The organism is Lysinibacillus sp. RS11, assembly GCF_042019215.1.
GTDB classification, from domain to species: domain Bacteria; phylum Bacillota; class Bacilli; order Bacillales_A; family Planococcaceae; genus Lysinibacillus; species Lysinibacillus xylanilyticus_A.
On sequence record NZ_CP168124.1, the window covers coordinates 3,524,486 to 3,541,009 of the forward strand.

The window sequence follows — 16,524 nt, forward strand, 5'->3', positions numbered from 1 at the left end:
TACAATTTGCAATCATTAACACCTTCTACAGCTTGCTCCTTATCGTTAACAATAAGTTGAACTTTATTTTGCTATTACTCGGGTACAATAACAGTACCCTCTAACTAAAAAAGCCTTACAACCGATATGGCTGTAAGGCTTACATTGACGTCCCAGGAGGGATTCGAACCCCCGACCGACGGCTTAGAAGGCCGTTGCTCTATCCTGCTTTTAATTCAGGCTTTATAGGGTGCGAAGGCAATTTTTCAAATTGTTAGGGATTCGTTCTTTTTACGAACTTAGACCGTATTCATCTTCAATATCATATTATCATTATTTTTTCTTATTTTAAAGGCACTTTTTAATCGCACTTTTACGCTTCCCAAACAATAATTCAAGTATTTTCTCTGACACTACCTTCCTAATTTCGCTCTCAGTTTGTATCTTATTCAAAAATAACAATTTTAATCATTTTTAGTTTTCAAACTTTTATTCGCAAATTAATTCGCATTTTCCAACATTTTTTAATTAATATTGAATGAAGTGTAAAAAAATCTTCAAGAAGGAAATACTTTTTACTCTGTGTTATTTTTCGAAAATTCAAATTTTATATTTTCATTTGCAATCATAATTTCATAATTTTATTTATAGAAAACATTCATCTTTTATTGTCTATTTTTTTGCGTACTCTGTGACAAATTAACATTATAGTTAATGAAAAGACCGTTTCAACATTTTACTCTTTTAAAGTTTCTATTTTTCCGTACTCTGTGGCATTTATGACCTTTTTTATTTTGAAATTCATGACTTCAGTAAAAATATTAAAAAAACTTCTTAATATTCCTTGCTCAATACCTATACAAAAGGATTTAGTGCCATTGTCGACACTTTTGCGTACTCTGTGACATAATTAACATTATAGTTAATGAAAAGACCATTATATCAACATTTACTCTTTTAAAGTTTCTATTTTCCCGTACTTTGTGGCAGATATAAATACGCTTATTGGTATGTACAAAAACACTCGTTTAACTATGTACATTTTTGATTTACACTGTATATCACAACTTTACATAGAGGGGCGAGCATGATAACCTTGTTCGGCCAGTTCTTGCAATAGTTGGCTTTGGCTGTCTAATCATGCGAGTAGAGGTCTCCACGAACATGTGAGTTGTCCTCAATCCTCTCCCCTGCATTTAATCTATGCAACCTCATTATTACTTTTCAGCTTTCTCATCATCCCTATTAACATTTTAATAATTTCTTGCGTCAATTCAGTTGCTTGATTATATTGTTGTTTCGAGATATAACCATTCTGCAACGATACATCTAACCAGTAAATTAATTCGTTTGCTGAACCAATACTATTATTGTAGAAGCTATTCTCTTTCAATGGAAAAATCTGTCCATTTCCTTCCGCTAAATTAGCCCCGATGCTCGTACATGAACGAGTTGTCTGCGATGACATCGCATATTTTTCCTCGGATGGATACTGTTTGACCAGATGATATATTATCTTATTTAACTCCATACATTTTCCATATACTTTTAAATTCTTTGGATTTTTTACTCTAATCTCTTCATTTTTATATGCCACCTTTTTCTCTCCTCCCATTTTTTATAATGCTATTCTATATAACTTTTCGAGCCTTTTTATTAATTATTTTTATAACGCCTTTTTCTGAATACCTGGCGATTCAGTTCTCTGAGCAAATAGTTCCCTGCAGATTATATTTGTAGCAATAGATATTACCTTTACTTGCATCACCTCTTTTTAGAGAATCCACAATGTGTCCCCAAATCCATAAAAAAATCCTACAGTTTCATCACTTGTTGCCCTACAAAAATGGAATCAACGTTTGATGGTACTCCTCTTTATTAATATCTTTCGTATACACCATAACAATTTCTCTAAACCCATTCGGTTCTTGTTTATCTACAATTTGTGCACCAATATAATTGGAGTCACCTTCAAAATATTTTTCTATCGTTTCTAAAATTCTCTGAGTTCTTTTTTATTTTAATTCTCATCCCTTCATTTTATTTTTTGGAAACGCAAAAAAGGCTAACCTATTTAGCTTACACAACCACATAGATAGACATTAATTAGCATAGGTATGTCCTTGCAAATCAACTCTAACTATATAGATGTATTAAACTAAATACGTTAGCCTCTTACTAACATCAGATAATAATACATTTAAAAATAAATGTATAGATTAGTTTCAAAAATCTCCTTAGACAACTAATCATTTGGCGTTGCCTATGTCCATAATTTACATTAAAGCTTGTTTTATGTCAATAACTTTTTTATCAACTATTGCTTTACTGATGAAACTTCTCAGAAGTATACTCGTTGAAAAATAAAGACAATGATAATATTCGGCTACTACATCAAATTTATAATATTTATAGGAGATTTCATTACCTCATTAATGGGATTATCTAAAGCATCTGAAATTTTTATAAGCAAAGGACAATTATTTAAAATTATAAATATGGTATTTTGTACGTTCATTAGACGCATTTCATAACATTTCACCTCTGCCAAATTCCACTTTTCAGAGAATGTTGTTTTGCACACTCGTTCGAAAAAAGAATGTTTTGTATCAAGATGGTCTGTAAAAGAATTAAGATATTCAAAGATACAATTTTTTAATGTGAAATGCTCTTCTTCCAGTAGTATCAAGGATTTGTAAGTATAACAACTTTTTGAAAACATAAACCTATATAGTGTAAAAAACAAACCCAAATTTCAAATTAAAACTAAAAGTCAAAACATTTAATTTCAAAAAAATAAAAACACTTTTAACCAAACAGCAAGCTGTTTAAAATCCTACCAGCGTATACTAACACCATATGTCTCTATCTAATGTTTGGTAGTTATTGACCCGTTTAGTGAAGAAAACATACTTCAGGGTATATAGCAAACCCATAATTTTTTTAATTAAAAGTGGTTTTTTAATTTTTAATTATCTTAGATGTTTGGATTTTATGTTTTTTGTGTGCATGTACTAAGTAGGTTGATAGTACATGGCTATCCATCTAAGAACAATGAATAACACAACACACCTTATATATATTGTATAGGTCAATGCATTACATCCAATTATATATAAGTACCAAATTCTATGAATACCCCAAGATATTAAAAAAAACCCACTTCTAACAAACAGCAAGCTGTTTTATAATCCCTCCAAATGTATATCAGCTCCCATATGTACCTATCTCCAAAGTGTATAATGTTTCCTTATCCATTTCGTCTACCCATCACCTCTGGTAAACTAATATGATTAGGGAACGATATAACCCAAATCATGTTTTTGATTATGAGTTTTTTTAATTCACATGGTATGAACAAAAATTACAATACACCGTTATTGCTATAGCAACCAAATACCCCTCCAGAACAAAGATTATTAACAATTAGTATATAATCTCATAAGTGAAAATTCCTTTTAACTGTTCATTAAAATGTGTAAAAGTTGTAGTGAATTTTATCTCTCCTTTATATAAGGATTTAGATACAACTTTCTTAGAGAAATAGATATGATATTTCTCCATTCTTTTTTTCAAACGAGAGTGCAAAGATACTTTTGTCTTTCACATCCGTATTCAATTACGATATACATACTTTTTATGGAAATGAAAAAAGATGCCTAATTAAACGACATCTTTGGATTTTGAACATTTTTTAAAGTTAAATTTTTGTTTACAATTTTCTATTTGATTGGTTGTCAAAAATGGTTCAAGATGCTTTACAATTCTGGAGAACTGTGATTTATCTAAAATTCCAACTTTGTTTCTAATTTCCTTCTTTCGAATACTATCCTTATGGGTGTTAACACATTCAATCAAGACCTCTTGAACCAAGTTGATTTTCTTCACAAATTCAGACTGTTCTTCACGTTTGGTGTTGTCATATTTTTTTCGTCTTTTCTCAAACTGCATTTCCTGTTTTACGTATTGAACATTTTCCAATTGTTGCATAACGATATCTACTTCTTCATTACTATCGCAAAATAGATAGATTTGAGCATTTTTCTTCATATCTCGATTAATTCGTTTAATGGCTTGATATATTTCTCCTGCCACCGCTGTCTTTCTTATGGTCTCAACATCCTGATTCTCAAAAATACAAATGTTTTCCATAGGCTTCCCACTTAGGGTTTGGAGATAAAAATATTTCAACGTATAGTCTAAATAAGAGTAATTTGGTGTTTTTAAAATAACAACTATATCAAAATCCCGAAAATTATTTCTTCCTATAATGTTCCCAAAATACTCAATTTCAAACTTTATATCGAAAAAAGCCTCTAACTCTTCTATCTTATCGCCTATATAAGCAAACTTAGTTAAAAGAGCTTCTTGCACCTTACTCACGCTATTTTTCTCTGTAACAAACAAAATCTTACTACCCTTGTTGAATTCAATTTCCCCCAACATTTCCCCATAAAAGTTAAGATATTTTTCTAACTGTCCTTTGCTTGTATTTATATTAAAATGTTTCAAAACCGTTTGAGAATAATCAAATACAAGAGGTTGATTTTTAATCCGAAAAATATCCTGATTAAGTTTATAGGTCGCATCAAAATTTCCGTTTGCATCTAAAATTACATTATTCTCTAACATGCGAAAAGAGATATCTTCAAAAGTATGAAGTGTATTTTCATAAAAAAGCCCTCCATTTTTTAATAATTGCTGTATTTTTATTAATAATCGCTTTTGAGCTTGATTATGAACGGCGGTAATTAATGATTCTATCGCTCTTCTATATGTCGTATAAATACTATCTTCGAAGTCCAAGTAGAATATTTCTCGTTTGTTAACTGCATTCAACAATGTGGAATAATGATAATATTTCCCCTTTAGTATTTCAGCTAATGCTATCATTTCTTTCCCTTGTTTATATAAATCAAAACTGCACCATAAAGAAGAAACTTCTTCAATGGTGATTGAGACTCTTTCTACCAAATCGATATATTCATCTATAATTAAAATTTCACGCTCTTTCAATAATTCTGGGTGTAATCTCCTACAAAATTGTTTGTACATTGAATGACTACAAACTATGATTTGAGCTTCTTTAGCCTTGTTTAATCCATTTTTCTTTTTATTATCTTCTCCTGTGATACCAACCGCCACTTCCCTGCCAGCAAATTTATTGATACGATTCACGGTCTCCTCAAGCAGGTTATCTTTAATAAAACGTTGTACATAGATAGCTTTATAATTAAAATCCTTTGTCATTTCCCCTAAGAAACGTTGACTTTCTCTTGATTTTCCACTTCCAGCCTCATAAGGGAAAACTGTAAAAGATTCTTTGCTCCAATTATCTTTATTAACAATTTGTTGACGTAATTCATCAAAATCATAACTATTTGATACTTTATTCAATACTTTTTCTCTCCTTTTTTATGCTATCTCTAACATACCAACAGGAGCAAAAATTATACATAGATTATCGGTTCTATAACGTCTGACGCTTCACAATATGCTTTATCCTATATTGAATGAGATTCCGCCCTTATCTCACTACTTCGCACTATGTTCGACATAGTTAGTACGAAACGTAGGAATTATTCTTCCTATTCTGCTTATCATATAAAAATATCATTTTAAGGAGGTTTCAAATTATATGAATAATCATTTTGCAATTGCTGTTGACAGTGGCAAACACACGACAAAAAGTGTGTTTTCGATTAATGGCAATTTACACAAATATAAATTTAGAACTTTAGTACAAGAGGTTCAAGAACTGGGGGTAGAGTTAACACCAACGAATCAAATTGTTGAGTTAGATGGGAAAACCTTTTTGATTGGGGATATGAACTCGGAGGCACAATCTAACTATGATATATCCAAACAATCTATAGAGCACTTATTATGTATTTACCTTTCAATTACAAAGTACCTTACCAAAATAGACAGTAAGAACAGTGGCATTCCCAGTCTTCGTCTTGCAGTAAATGTCCCACTTAACATCTATAAAAATTCGGTTCTGAAAGAAGAATATGAGCAATTTATACAGAACCAACAAAAAAACATCTCACTCCGAGTGAATGGCAGGGCATTTATTTTCCGAATTGATAAGATTATTTTATTACCTGAAGGGACGGGTCCCATTTATCAACGAATTAATGAATTTAAATCAAAACGGTGCCTTATCATCGATGTAGGGGGATTGAATTCTAATTATTGCATGTTTGAAGGGCTTGTGCCTATGTTGGATTCTATGGTCATAGGTAATAGTGGAATTAATATACTACGCTCCAAAATAGCTGAAAAGATGGCTTCACATTATGGTATCACTGTCTCTGATGCAGATGTTGAGCATATTTTGAAAGAAGGCTATCTATATGTAAATGGGGTGAAACAAGAGGAAAGTAAGGGGATTTTGCAAAAACTTATCGAAGCTCATGTAACAGAAATATTTAATTTCGCTAAATCACGTAGCATCACCTTTAACAATATTTCTGTTATTTTCTGTGGTGGTGGCTCTCTTTTGCTGAAAGATGCAATCCTTAGTCAATTTCCAACAGCAGTAATCGAACAAGACAGTCAATACGCAAATGTGCTTAGTTTCTTTAGAGTACTGGAAGTGAAGAAACTTGTCTAAATACAAGGTTTCCATTAGTTTTAAGCAAAATACTGTTCATATCTACGAGTTTATTAAAACAAAAGAAAATATAAGTAGCTATCTCTGCAAATTAATAGAAGCAGATATGAATCGTGAACATTCATCTTTAGATTTGGAATCACAGGTGGAGCAAATAGTGCATAAACTTCTTCAAAATCAAAAGTTTTTACAGCCATTCCCAATAAATTCTAATGAAAGTAAAGATAATCTTTCTGCAGAAGATATCGATTTAATCAATAATTTATTTTAACGGAGAGTCCAAAACGACTCCCCGTTTCTTTTTTCAAATATTTTATCCCTATTCATCTATTCTATTAGGTTCCGTATTTTTTTTGTAATACATAAATCTTTCAAAGGTATGAACAATTTCATAAATTTTATGAAAGGGTTATGAACAGTTACCAAAATAATACGATTAGTTATGAGCTTTTTGTTTTTAGTATTTCAATTTTCAATACATAAACCTTTCAAGGTATGAACAATTTCATAAATTTTACGAAAAGGTTATGAGCAATTACCGAAATAATACGAATAGCGAAGAGTTGTTGGAAGTTTTTTGTTAATTACCCAAATACATTTATAAAACAATCCCCATTAGTTTCACTCTTAACATGTACTCAACTAATAAAAAAACATCATTAATGATGACTATTCTTCTTCAACTAAAGCCTCCGTTACTTGAAGAAGGATTGAACTTTTATAGCAACTTCTTTCGGTTTAACATCAATAGATGATAATCTTTTTATATCTACCCACATAGGCAAATAAGTTCCTCTATCACTCTCTTTGTCTGCGTACTCTTCACCTTGTCCAGTTCCGAATATTCCATTAATGATTTCAGATAAGAAAAAGTATTGGGTTCCGTTATATTCAACTTTTGCTATACACTCGTTGACCTTTACTTCTACTCCCAATTCCTCAAATGCTTCTCTTTTTGCTCCTTCTTCTGGTGTTTCTCCATTTTCTATTCCACCACCAGGAAAAACATAATAAACAGAGCCACCTCTAATTCTTTGAATTAACCCAACTTTATCATTTTCTACTATTACTACCGAACCTCTATCTCGCATAGCCGTAACCTCTTATTCATTCAAATCTTACTAAAATATTCTGCACCGTTAGTTCAACAACTTCTTTAAATCAATTCTTGTGTAGGCTTTATTATAAGTCGTACCATCATCATTATAAAATATGGCTTTTTTTAAATATGGGTCGGAGATAGGTTCGTAACCATGTTTGCTAATTAACTTTATCATTCTGGGATTTTCTATTGGGTCAACACTCACAAATATCTCAGAATGACCTAAACTCTTTACAATATCTTCTCTATACCGAATCAAATCTGAACCTATACCATTACCCCTATAATCCTCTTTTACATATAAGTCACTTAATTTAGGAAGCAAAGAGCCTTTCAATTTAAGAACTCCAAAACCCAATATAAGTGAGTCTTGTTCAGCGATTGCCAAATATACTTCCCTTTTTGCAAATTGCTTTAAATAATTCGTGAATAAATCTTTATTATTTCTAATATCACATAAACCCGATAAGTCGTTTTCATTCGCTAATCTTATTATGTAGTTCATTGTTATTTCCACTTCCTTATTCTTCAATAAATCACTTTTATAAATATTCAATTCTTTCTTCAACAATCCTGCTTCGTTAGTGGAACAAGGATATCCTTCCATCTTACTCGTACAATCACCTTATTCCCTTTTGTAATTACAGCCACAAGAATCACATTCACATTTATACCAGCCACAAGTTTCACATCTGGAATGAGTCTTATGGCTGACCATTTCCCCGCAAGAATGACAATTATTAATATAAGGCTCATTTACTTTTTTAGCCTGACTATTCTTATAATCAGTTCTAAGTTTTTTTATATCCCAAGTATAAACGTTAATAAAACTTCTTTTTTCAAATCTACTGTTATCTTCGTAATGATAATCTTCATCAATGATATCTCGAATAAATACTCCATGTTCCTCTTCAAATTCAACTAACAAACTGGATTTATTTTGTGAATCAAAATTTACTATTTTTCCCTTGCCATATGTTTCGTGTTCTACCCTATCACCTAACTTAAACATATTTCCCCCTCCTTTTTAGGATAAAGATTCTCCACTTATAAATCATTTTCCTTCTTCAATCAAACTGCTCCTTTAGTTGAACAAAGATATTTTATACTAAAAAAAGCATTGGAAAACCAATGCCCTAACCTACTTATTTTCCTCTGTAATCTAATCAGTACAGGGAGAAATCAATATTTGCAATCCCTTATCCCCATAATCCCACATTTTCAGCCATGGATATGTATCTTGAGGCAAAATAAATAATCTTACTTCTTGTGGCTTAATTGGGCTCTTGTCTTCAGCTATACAGCCGTGAATAAACGTACCAGGGTGAATAGAAATTTCTCTATTCGTATCATTACAATACTTAAATTTTACTTGCATTTAAGCTCTACCCCCATTTTTTTCATACGATAATTTGATTCAATAATTGAATTATTATTACTAACACCCCTTTCATTCTTCTATTTACCATCCATCTTTAAATATCGTTCTCTACTATGTCTAATTGATAGATAAAGAAATTCTTTTAGAGTTATATATAAAATATTATTATTTCCAAATTTTCTATTTCAAAGTCGTTTCACTTTAGAATAAACAAGGTAATAGATAAAATTATCGCTATTAAAAATTACACACAAGACACAACATATAGTTATATCTGATTTCATAAACACTATATATTGATAAAATTAATCTTAACTGCTATAATACTAAATTGTGGGGGGATATACTTTCAATCCAATAAACAGGAGGTAATGTACATGGTTAAGATAAAGATAAATAAATCACAGTTAAATAGTGCAATAAGAAAAATAAATAGAGAGATGGACAAACAGGTAAAAAGAGAAGTTCAGAAAATCGAACGTGAACTAAAAAGAAAATTAAAGTAAAAAAGCCCTTATTTGTTTTGCAGAACAAATAAGAGCATATGTTTAAAATATCTAAGTAAATAATAATACAAATTGAAGTAAATAAACAGAGGATAATATGTTCCCCTCCCACAATTTTATATGACAGGAGACAATTTAAATGGGGAAAAATCAACATATTACACCGCATTCAAATGGCGGTTTTCAGGTTAAAGGGGCAGGCAATTCAAAAGCTACCAAAATATTCAATACGCAACATGAAGCTATTCAATATGGTCGAGACATTGCTATAAACCAAAAATCCGAATTGGTTATACACAATAAACAAGGGCGAATCCGTGAAAAAAATAGTTACGGAAACGATTCTTATCCACCAAGAGGATAATATTATTTTACGACTATATTAATATGATTACCTATAGAGACAGGAATTAGCTATTATTCCCTGTCTCTTATCTAATTACAATAATTTTGTATATTAAAAAGAATTAATCAGCATATCCATTATTAATAAATTCTTTTAAGACCCTTAAACCTTCTTTGCACATCTATCCCTTGTTCTTTTGCCTCTTAGCTTTTTTTCAGTTATTTCTTTTTGCCAACTTGGAAATACACACTACTGTCTACTTCAATAAGTGTTACCTTGACAGTTCTTCCATTTGCAGTGAATTTCTCAGGAATGTCATTATTGTTACAGTAGTTCCACACTTTTTCAGCATCATCTTCAAAATACAATTTGAATAGTTCTTTGGAAACAACTGGAATGCGATAAGATTCTGGAAGAACTTTTGTGTCTTCCCATCCATAATATTTAAAAGTTACTTCGTTTACACTATCTCCACCGTTTACTACAATGGCATGTTGTTTACCATTAATACCAAAGAAATGTCCACCATCAGTAAAACCTAATTCATTTTGAAGTGTTTCAAAGTTTTTCGCTGAATCAGGACTCCATTTTGATGTTAACACTGGGGCAGTCCAGCCATCAGGGTATGTTGTACCTGTAGGTGGTTTGGGAGCTTCAGGTTCTATACGGAAAGATTCATCCAATGTACGAGCCATCATCAGTGAAAACTGACTACGAGTGATGAAGTCGTTTACACCAAATTTACCATTGCTATAGCCAAATGTGATTTTGTTATTAGCTAATAATTGAACATATTCATAAGCCCAATGTGAAGGTGGTACATCTGGGAAGTTTTTATCAGAATAACCTTCAAATTCATACGCGATAGAAAAGATTTTTGCCATCTGACCCCGTGTTAAGTTCCCTGAAGGTTCAAATACTTTTTGTCCATATGCATTGACTTTACCATTAATAATACCTAACTCAACAGCTTTAGCGATTTCTTCATAGCCATCTTGTCCAGGTTTTAAATCGACAAATCCAGGGTTAATGACTTTTGAATAATCTGTAATACCTTTGCTACGTAATAACATCTGAACTGCTTGCAATCGAGTGATGTTTGCATTTGGTTTAAATGTTCCATCAGGGAACTCTTTCGCTATTCCTTTTTCTGCTAAAAACATAATTTCTTTATAAGCATTATGTGTTTTTGGAACATCTGAAAATGTAGTTTGAGTTTGAGCATTTGCTTTTTGCATAAATGTTAAACTACTGAATAAAACTAAAACCACCGTTATGTACGTTACTAACTTTTTCACAAAACTTTCCTCCTATAAAACAGAAAATATGATAGCATAATGGTAAGTATATAACACTAAACCCATAAGTTAAAATACAAACCAAAATTACCATATATTATATTAAACTATCATCAATATTTATTCAATTAACATTTTTCCGAATAATATACTTAGATTTTATCAAGTAGTAACAGGTGTACTTTAAACCCATGGCCAAAAGTAAGAATAAAGTTAAATACATTGGATTTAGAAAGGCCTACATTAAACATTAATAAACTTGCAGAAAGGCAATGCATCCCAAAACCTTAAATACTTTAAATACTTTAAATACTCCTTATTTATAAACATTATTAATAATAAAGGATGTGTGTTGTAATGCTTGATACTAACAAAGAAATTGACATGTATGGACAAGATATTGATGACATCATTAAGTTAAGTCCATTTGAAAGTACGTACCTTTTACATATCAGAAGTCAAATCGAAAGGGAATTGCACACATTAACGAACGAGGAAAAAATCAAATTATACAGTTACGATTTGAAATTAATTAAAAATGCAAAAGAATTAGCAAACCATATTAAAGAAATTTATGATTTCAAATTGTCCAAAGAACCACTTCAAGAATGGTGGTGGCATCTTGATAGAGTAGCATCAGGAGAGATTACTTTTACTCTAACATCTATTTTTAAAGATGAATGAATGAATGAATTAATAAATACTTTGTATTAAAAAACGCTAAGAAAACTTGTTTATTTGCTAAATCGGGGATATTCTATTCTATGCAAAAACATTATCATCTTCGAATATCCCCTCTTAATTTACGCTTCAGTAAACTAAAAATTGTTCTAATTCTTCTGGAGACAAGTCCATAGGTTTTACTTCTCTCCCCAATTCTTCGCTCTTATTTTTGCAATAATCTGCTAATGCACGTACTTTCACTTTCGGTTCACCAGGAGGGCGTGTTATAGCGTAGATTCCGTCTGGAAAATCGCCATCGAATGGGTCTACCTCCATTATTCTTTTTTCCATTTCTTCCTGTGACATCCCTTTATGCTTTTTCATATAAATACCACACCTTCAATAAGTTATTTTCTCAAAAATCGAATGCTGAAAAGTTAGTCTCTTTCCAAAACATGCACTATGAATCTCTATCATTCTTCCCCCATTACTAATCTGGTCACCACAACCCTAAATTTATAGAAGTCCTTATTTAATTTCGCCTCAGAATAGATAGCATTATGCCAAGCCTTATTCCAGACACCTGCTCTTTCCCAAAATAATTTTATTTCTTTTTGAAATTCATCCACCTCCATGTCTTTATATGTTTTATCAGTTTCTAAGAAGATTTCAATTTCTTCTAAGTTCTTATCATAAGTAATTTTCAATTGGATTAATTCATCGCTATTTTCCACCTAAAACCCCACACAATAATAAAAAAATAAGATACTGATATACAATAGAGCTAATGCACCACGAAGTCTAACTTGCCTTCTTTGATGTGCCTCTATCATGGCTATTGCTCGCTCATTATCCTTTAAGACGCTAAAGCCCATATTCGGCACACTCATTTTTACTCTATTGGGGTTTTCTCCTTTTTTACTTTCCAAAGCCACATCATCCCTCTTTTCACCTATTTATTGAATAATGAATCTTCCCTGTTTCCCTTTCTATAAATCACAAAAATAGAGAGTAGAGCCATCATAAAAATGAAAATCATAGTACAAATACTTACAATAGTTAAAGCTAACATTTTCTCACCTCCCTTCATTATAAAATCCCGTTAATAACCCCCCTCATCTTTCCAATAAAATATCGAAAAGTTCTTCTCTTATAGCAAAAAATGCCTCTTCCCTGTCTACTTCATCAAATCCATAATCTCTAAGCTGTACAACAGTTTGTTGTATCCATTTAGAATCCACTTCATCAACAACCACAGCTTTGTTAAAAGTAAAATCAATACTGTTCTCCATCTCCTAAGCCTCCTGATGAATCTTCATATTTACTGATAGTTATCTGTAATTTTGACTATAGGTAAAAATAAAAAGACGTTGAATATAGTCATCACTATACTTCAACGTCTTACGTAAATTTATTATGTTTAATTTTTTCATTTACCAATCTGAAATGAATACAACACACTATACATTCCCGTTTCAAACTGAACACCTCCCATATATATGAATGCATTAAGTATATCACCTTAATCGATATTAATGGATATTTTTTTCTTAAAAAAAGTCAATATCTTTGCTTTCTTGATACAGTACAGCAGGCTCGAAATCTACTCCATTTGGCCAACAAACTGTCCCAGCAATATCATCCAGGGTTACTTGTAAAAATAACTCCAAATTGTCTCTGACCTCAGCCAATAAACCACTATTATCATCTTTTAAAAATTTTCGAATATCCAATATACGTGATTCTTGCCTATCGAACATCAACAACAATTTAAAATTTCGTGTTGGGATGACAAAAGTAATTCTCATACTCTGCACCTGCCCTTCCATATTTTAATCTCAAAACAATAACACACATTAGTACATTGTCCCAATACTAATTGAGTAGATTACTCAAGTTATATTTAAATCTTGTCCGTTTAAGCTCCTGTGGAATGGCAATTCCATTTTCTTTTACCCAATCCAATGAAAAACTCTTACGTTCCCTTCCATTATAAAAATGATATACAGGTACAGCCTCTATATAATACGTCTCATTCACATCCCTAAAGTTGAATACAAATCCAGCCTTTACACCATCTATGTTGCTAAATCGGTACAATGATTCGATTTGATAGGATTGGATGGCTCCAAATGGAATGGATTTTCCTTTGTGACTCTTCAATTCTAAAAGGTAGATGTTTGGCTTTTTATATAAGATAAAATCACAGGGATTTTTCACGTTTGCAAAGCCTAAATTGTCATCTTTTAATCTATAGACAAATAGGTACTCTTTCTCTAAAACAGAGGCATAGAAGTCCTTCTCGAACTGTTTCCCAGGGTTTGAACTCTTTCCTTCTTTTCTTTTACTCTCACTTGCGGTAATGGTCATACCTTTCCTCCTCTCTTTTTCATTTTCTATTATGATAGAGGATAAACATAGATTTTATAACGATTGTCCAGTTTTACTATTACTGATTAAATTTCAGCCTATATCGAAAAAGGTATGAACTTTTTCATACCTTTTTCGTAATTCCTCTGAAATGTTATGGTCTTAATACGATAAATTAAGAACTGTTATGAAATTATTTCGTACTTCTCTCGCAAATGTTCAGATATAGTTATGGTACAAACGCAATTGAACCCACTTAATTATAGGAGAATCTCTAACACTACATGCTACAATATGTATACTAAAGTGTTTCGTTTGGAGGTTATGAAATGAACAATTTACTTGAAGTAATAGATATTAAATCAAACAATGGATTATATCGCATTTATCTATTTTCTGATAAGAATCCATTGCCAAGACTGAAAATTTATAAAATAATCGATGAAATTGAAACTCCTGTGAAAAGTATGTACGAGGAACTAAAAAAATTGAATGCTGAATTTTCTTTTAAAATTGATTATGAACCTGTAGGTAGAACACGAAGGAATTCAGTAAAGAATTCATTAAACTATATAAAAACAAGATGAAGGCACTGGATTAATACCAATGCCTTCATTTTGACAATACAACCTCATCTATCATGTCGAGCCTGTTTCCGATACTAATCTTGTTGAAGCAACTGAAACAATTCGTCCTTCGATTCTTGTGGCAATATTTTAACGAAGTCCTGTAATCCCAGATTGTACAAACACAAAGAAAGCATTTTCGCCCTTTCATCATCAAATGGTAGGAAAACACCATCCACTAACTCCAATTTATTTTCCGCTGGTGTATACTCTTGATATATCTCATAATTCACTGGCTGCCCTGCTCTTTTAGGAATCAACATAATGTCCTAACCCCTTCCCCCATGCTTTTAAACAGCAATTCTCAAACTTCATATATGTAACTTGATAATAATAGATACCTTAACATGTGTTATCGATTATAATGCAAAATACGGTCATATAACCTATACCATTTTCATCATTTAGCGAAACAAGTATGAACTTTTATGAAATTCTTTCTCACATGTTCAGATAAAATTAAATAACAAACACTATTTGAATCCACATCATTAATTGTAACCAAGCTATTATGAAACCAAATAAACTCTCAAGGTCATTTAGTTAAGTAACACCAAAAAGGTCGGTAACTATTTCAAGAAAACGGGATGAATCATATTTAGAAATATTCCTCGATGCCCTCCATTCACTTCGGTACATGCAATATTTTAGAGGGTGTGGTTTATCTCCTTAAATGTTTTAGTTAGCAGATGTTTTTATAATTAAGTGTTTTTTACAATTTTTCACCTATATTGATTTATGACTTCCAATAGTTTTGGAAAACAGTAGAAAAATTTTATATCAACGGTTCAGGTGTGAAAAAAAATACCTTTTTATATAAATTATTTCGATGTGTGAACAAGGGCAAATTAAATACCAAATATAATAAAAAGATAGTTCCCTCGCATATAGCTTGGAAACTATCCTATGTTATAGTTCGCGTACAATTTCTTGGTCTAATATTTTCTTACGTTTTTCCCAATCTGGCATTAGCGTAAATAACAGATTATAAAAGCTATCACTATGATTGTTGTACTTAAAGTGAACTAACTCGTGTAAGATAACATAATCAATGCAGTATTTAGGGGCCTTAATAAGCTCCGTATTAATCAAAATCGTCTTGTTATCGATTTGTGCTGAACCCCAGCGGGCCTTCATCATTCGAATTTCGAGCGATGGTCTTTCTACGCCGTACTTTTTAATTAATGCCAGCATCTTGTCTAACGACTCGTTAAATATTTTGTATGCTTTTTCCTTATACCAGTCATCCATCATTTTCTCTTTTTTCGAGAAGTCTGTTGGATTTTGGACAAGTAAATAGATAAACCCCCTAAAATACTTCACCGCCTCATTTGCTGACTGTTCAACGCGTAAACGGTACTGTTTTCCCAGATATTTGAACGACTCTCCGCTGACGTATTCACGCTCATTCTGCTTTAATGGGAGCACTTCTTCAAATTGCTTTACATTTTTTATTATCCATTGACCTTTACTCCTTACAAAGTCATATATAAAATTCAAAGGAACTTTTTCATTAGCTGAGACATGAACCGTCATATCAGGCTTAATGTTTAAATTCACATTTTTGACATCTTTTCTTTCAACGAAAAAATCAATAAACTTATTGCCAAAATGAATTTGATGTTTCTCCATAT

Annotated in this window: 21 protein-coding genes; 6 read left to right on the plus strand and 15 right to left on the minus strand. The window is 31.5% G+C overall.

The genetic code is table 11. The features are described from left to right. Positions 1–1,180: 1,180 nt before the first annotated feature. Positions 1,181–1,576 (minus strand): four helix bundle protein, encoded by a 396-nt coding sequence (locus AB9L17_RS18120; RefSeq protein ID WP_375199558.1) that lies wholly within the window; start codon positions 1,574–1,576, stop codon positions 1,181–1,183. Between the two features lie 2,066 nt (positions 1,577–3,642). Beyond that, a complete protein-coding gene (locus AB9L17_RS18125) occupies positions 3,643–5,376 on the minus strand; it encodes a hypothetical protein (protein WP_375199559.1) in 1,734 nt (577 codons plus the stop codon). A 241-nt stretch (positions 5,377–5,617) separates the two neighbouring features. Between AB9L17_RS18125 and AB9L17_RS18130 the strand changes: the two genes are divergently transcribed. Continuing rightward, positions 5,618–6,598: a hypothetical protein gene (locus tag AB9L17_RS18130; RefSeq protein ID WP_375199560.1), complete on the plus strand. Its 981-nt coding sequence runs from the start codon at positions 5,618–5,620 to the stop codon at positions 6,596–6,598. Next, positions 6,591–6,869 (plus strand): hypothetical protein, encoded by a 279-nt coding sequence (locus AB9L17_RS18135; protein WP_375199561.1) that lies wholly within the window; start codon positions 6,591–6,593, stop codon positions 6,867–6,869. The genes AB9L17_RS18130 and AB9L17_RS18135 overlap by 8 nt, the downstream gene beginning before the upstream one ends. Before the next feature lie 424 nt (positions 6,870–7,293). Here the strand turns inward: AB9L17_RS18135 and AB9L17_RS18140 are convergent, their stop codons facing one another. The 4 genes from AB9L17_RS18140 to AB9L17_RS18155 all read right to left on the minus strand — a co-directional run bounded on the left by AB9L17_RS18140 (position 7,294) and on the right by AB9L17_RS18155 (position 9,078). Beyond that, entirely contained in the window at positions 7,294–7,689 is a 396-nt protein-coding gene (locus AB9L17_RS18140; RefSeq protein ID WP_375199562.1) for an NUDIX hydrolase, read from the minus strand. A 48-nt stretch (positions 7,690–7,737) separates the two neighbouring features. Beyond that, the gene (locus AB9L17_RS18145) at positions 7,738–8,307 is read right to left on the minus strand and encodes a GNAT family N-acetyltransferase (RefSeq protein WP_375199563.1); all 570 of its coding nucleotides are present in this window, start codon (positions 8,305–8,307) and stop codon (positions 7,738–7,740) included. An 18-nt stretch (positions 8,308–8,325) separates the two neighbouring features. Beyond that, positions 8,326–8,712 (minus strand): hypothetical protein, encoded by a 387-nt coding sequence (locus AB9L17_RS18150; RefSeq protein WP_375199564.1) that lies wholly within the window; start codon positions 8,710–8,712, stop codon positions 8,326–8,328. 150 nt (positions 8,713–8,862) lie between these two features. Next, positions 8,863–9,078 carry a hypothetical protein gene (locus AB9L17_RS18155; RefSeq protein WP_375199565.1) on the minus strand — a complete coding sequence of 72 codons (216 nt, stop codon included), beginning with the start codon at positions 9,076–9,078 and terminating at the stop codon, positions 8,863–8,865. A gap of 380 nt (positions 9,079–9,458) precedes the next feature. Here AB9L17_RS18155 and AB9L17_RS18160 point away from each other — a divergent pair, with 380 nt between their 5' ends. Together AB9L17_RS18160 and AB9L17_RS18165 are read left to right on the plus strand one after the other, a co-directional pair. After that, a complete protein-coding gene (locus tag AB9L17_RS18160) occupies positions 9,459–9,587 on the plus strand; it encodes a hypothetical protein (RefSeq protein WP_375199566.1) in 129 nt (42 codons plus the stop codon). A 139-nt stretch (positions 9,588–9,726) separates the two neighbouring features. After that, positions 9,727–9,951, plus strand: a complete 225-nt coding sequence (locus tag AB9L17_RS18165; RefSeq protein WP_375199567.1) for a DUF2188 domain-containing protein — start codon at positions 9,727–9,729, stop codon at positions 9,949–9,951. 200 nt (positions 9,952–10,151) lie between these two features. Here AB9L17_RS18165 and AB9L17_RS18170 read toward each other — a convergent pair whose 3' ends face one another. After that, entirely contained in the window at positions 10,152–11,231 is a 1,080-nt protein-coding gene (locus tag AB9L17_RS18170; protein ID WP_375199568.1) for an S-layer homology domain-containing protein, read from the minus strand. Between the two features lie 357 nt (positions 11,232–11,588). Here AB9L17_RS18170 and AB9L17_RS18175 point away from each other — a divergent pair, with 357 nt between their 5' ends. Further along, the gene (locus tag AB9L17_RS18175) at positions 11,589–11,915 is read left to right on the plus strand and encodes a hypothetical protein (RefSeq protein WP_375199569.1); all 327 of its coding nucleotides are present in this window, start codon (positions 11,589–11,591) and stop codon (positions 11,913–11,915) included. A gap of 126 nt (positions 11,916–12,041) precedes the next feature. Here the strand turns inward: AB9L17_RS18175 and AB9L17_RS18180 are convergent, their stop codons facing one another. The 6 genes from AB9L17_RS18180 to AB9L17_RS18205 all read right to left on the minus strand — a co-directional run bounded on the left by AB9L17_RS18180 (position 12,042) and on the right by AB9L17_RS18205 (position 14,264). Continuing rightward, positions 12,042–12,278 carry a hypothetical protein gene (locus AB9L17_RS18180; RefSeq protein WP_375199570.1) on the minus strand — a complete coding sequence of 79 codons (237 nt, stop codon included), beginning with the start codon at positions 12,276–12,278 and terminating at the stop codon, positions 12,042–12,044. A gap of 89 nt (positions 12,279–12,367) precedes the next feature. After that, positions 12,368–12,628: a hypothetical protein gene (locus tag AB9L17_RS18185; RefSeq protein WP_375199571.1), complete on the minus strand. Its 261-nt coding sequence runs from the start codon at positions 12,626–12,628 to the stop codon at positions 12,368–12,370. Then, the gene (locus AB9L17_RS18190) at positions 12,629–12,823 is read right to left on the minus strand and encodes a hypothetical protein (RefSeq protein WP_375199572.1); all 195 of its coding nucleotides are present in this window, start codon (positions 12,821–12,823) and stop codon (positions 12,629–12,631) included. Positions 12,824–13,009: 186 nt separating this feature from the next. Then, positions 13,010–13,186 carry a hypothetical protein gene (locus tag AB9L17_RS18195; RefSeq protein ID WP_375199573.1) on the minus strand — a complete coding sequence of 59 codons (177 nt, stop codon included), beginning with the start codon at positions 13,184–13,186 and terminating at the stop codon, positions 13,010–13,012. 258 nt (positions 13,187–13,444) lie between these two features. Further along, positions 13,445–13,702: a DUF2442 domain-containing protein gene (locus AB9L17_RS18200; protein WP_375199574.1), complete on the minus strand. Its 258-nt coding sequence runs from the start codon at positions 13,700–13,702 to the stop codon at positions 13,445–13,447. Positions 13,703–13,769: 67 nt separating this feature from the next. Continuing rightward, positions 13,770–14,264, minus strand: coding sequence for a Holliday junction resolvase RecU (locus AB9L17_RS18205; RefSeq protein ID WP_375199575.1), 495 nt, complete (start codon positions 14,262–14,264; stop codon positions 13,770–13,772). Between the two features lie 329 nt (positions 14,265–14,593). Here AB9L17_RS18205 and AB9L17_RS18210 point away from each other — a divergent pair, with 329 nt between their 5' ends. Further along, a complete protein-coding gene (locus AB9L17_RS18210; RefSeq protein ID WP_375199576.1) occupies positions 14,594–14,851 on the plus strand; it encodes a hypothetical protein in 258 nt (85 codons plus the stop codon). A gap of 74 nt (positions 14,852–14,925) precedes the next feature. Here AB9L17_RS18210 and AB9L17_RS18215 read toward each other — a convergent pair whose 3' ends face one another. Then, entirely contained in the window at positions 14,926–15,153 is a 228-nt protein-coding gene (locus tag AB9L17_RS18215) for a hypothetical protein (protein ID WP_142508885.1), read from the minus strand. 646 nt (positions 15,154–15,799) lie between these two features. Continuing rightward, a complete protein-coding gene (locus tag AB9L17_RS18220) occupies positions 15,800–16,522 on the minus strand; it encodes a M48 family metallopeptidase (RefSeq protein WP_375199577.1) in 723 nt (240 codons plus the stop codon). Positions 16,523–16,524 lie beyond the last annotated feature (2 nt).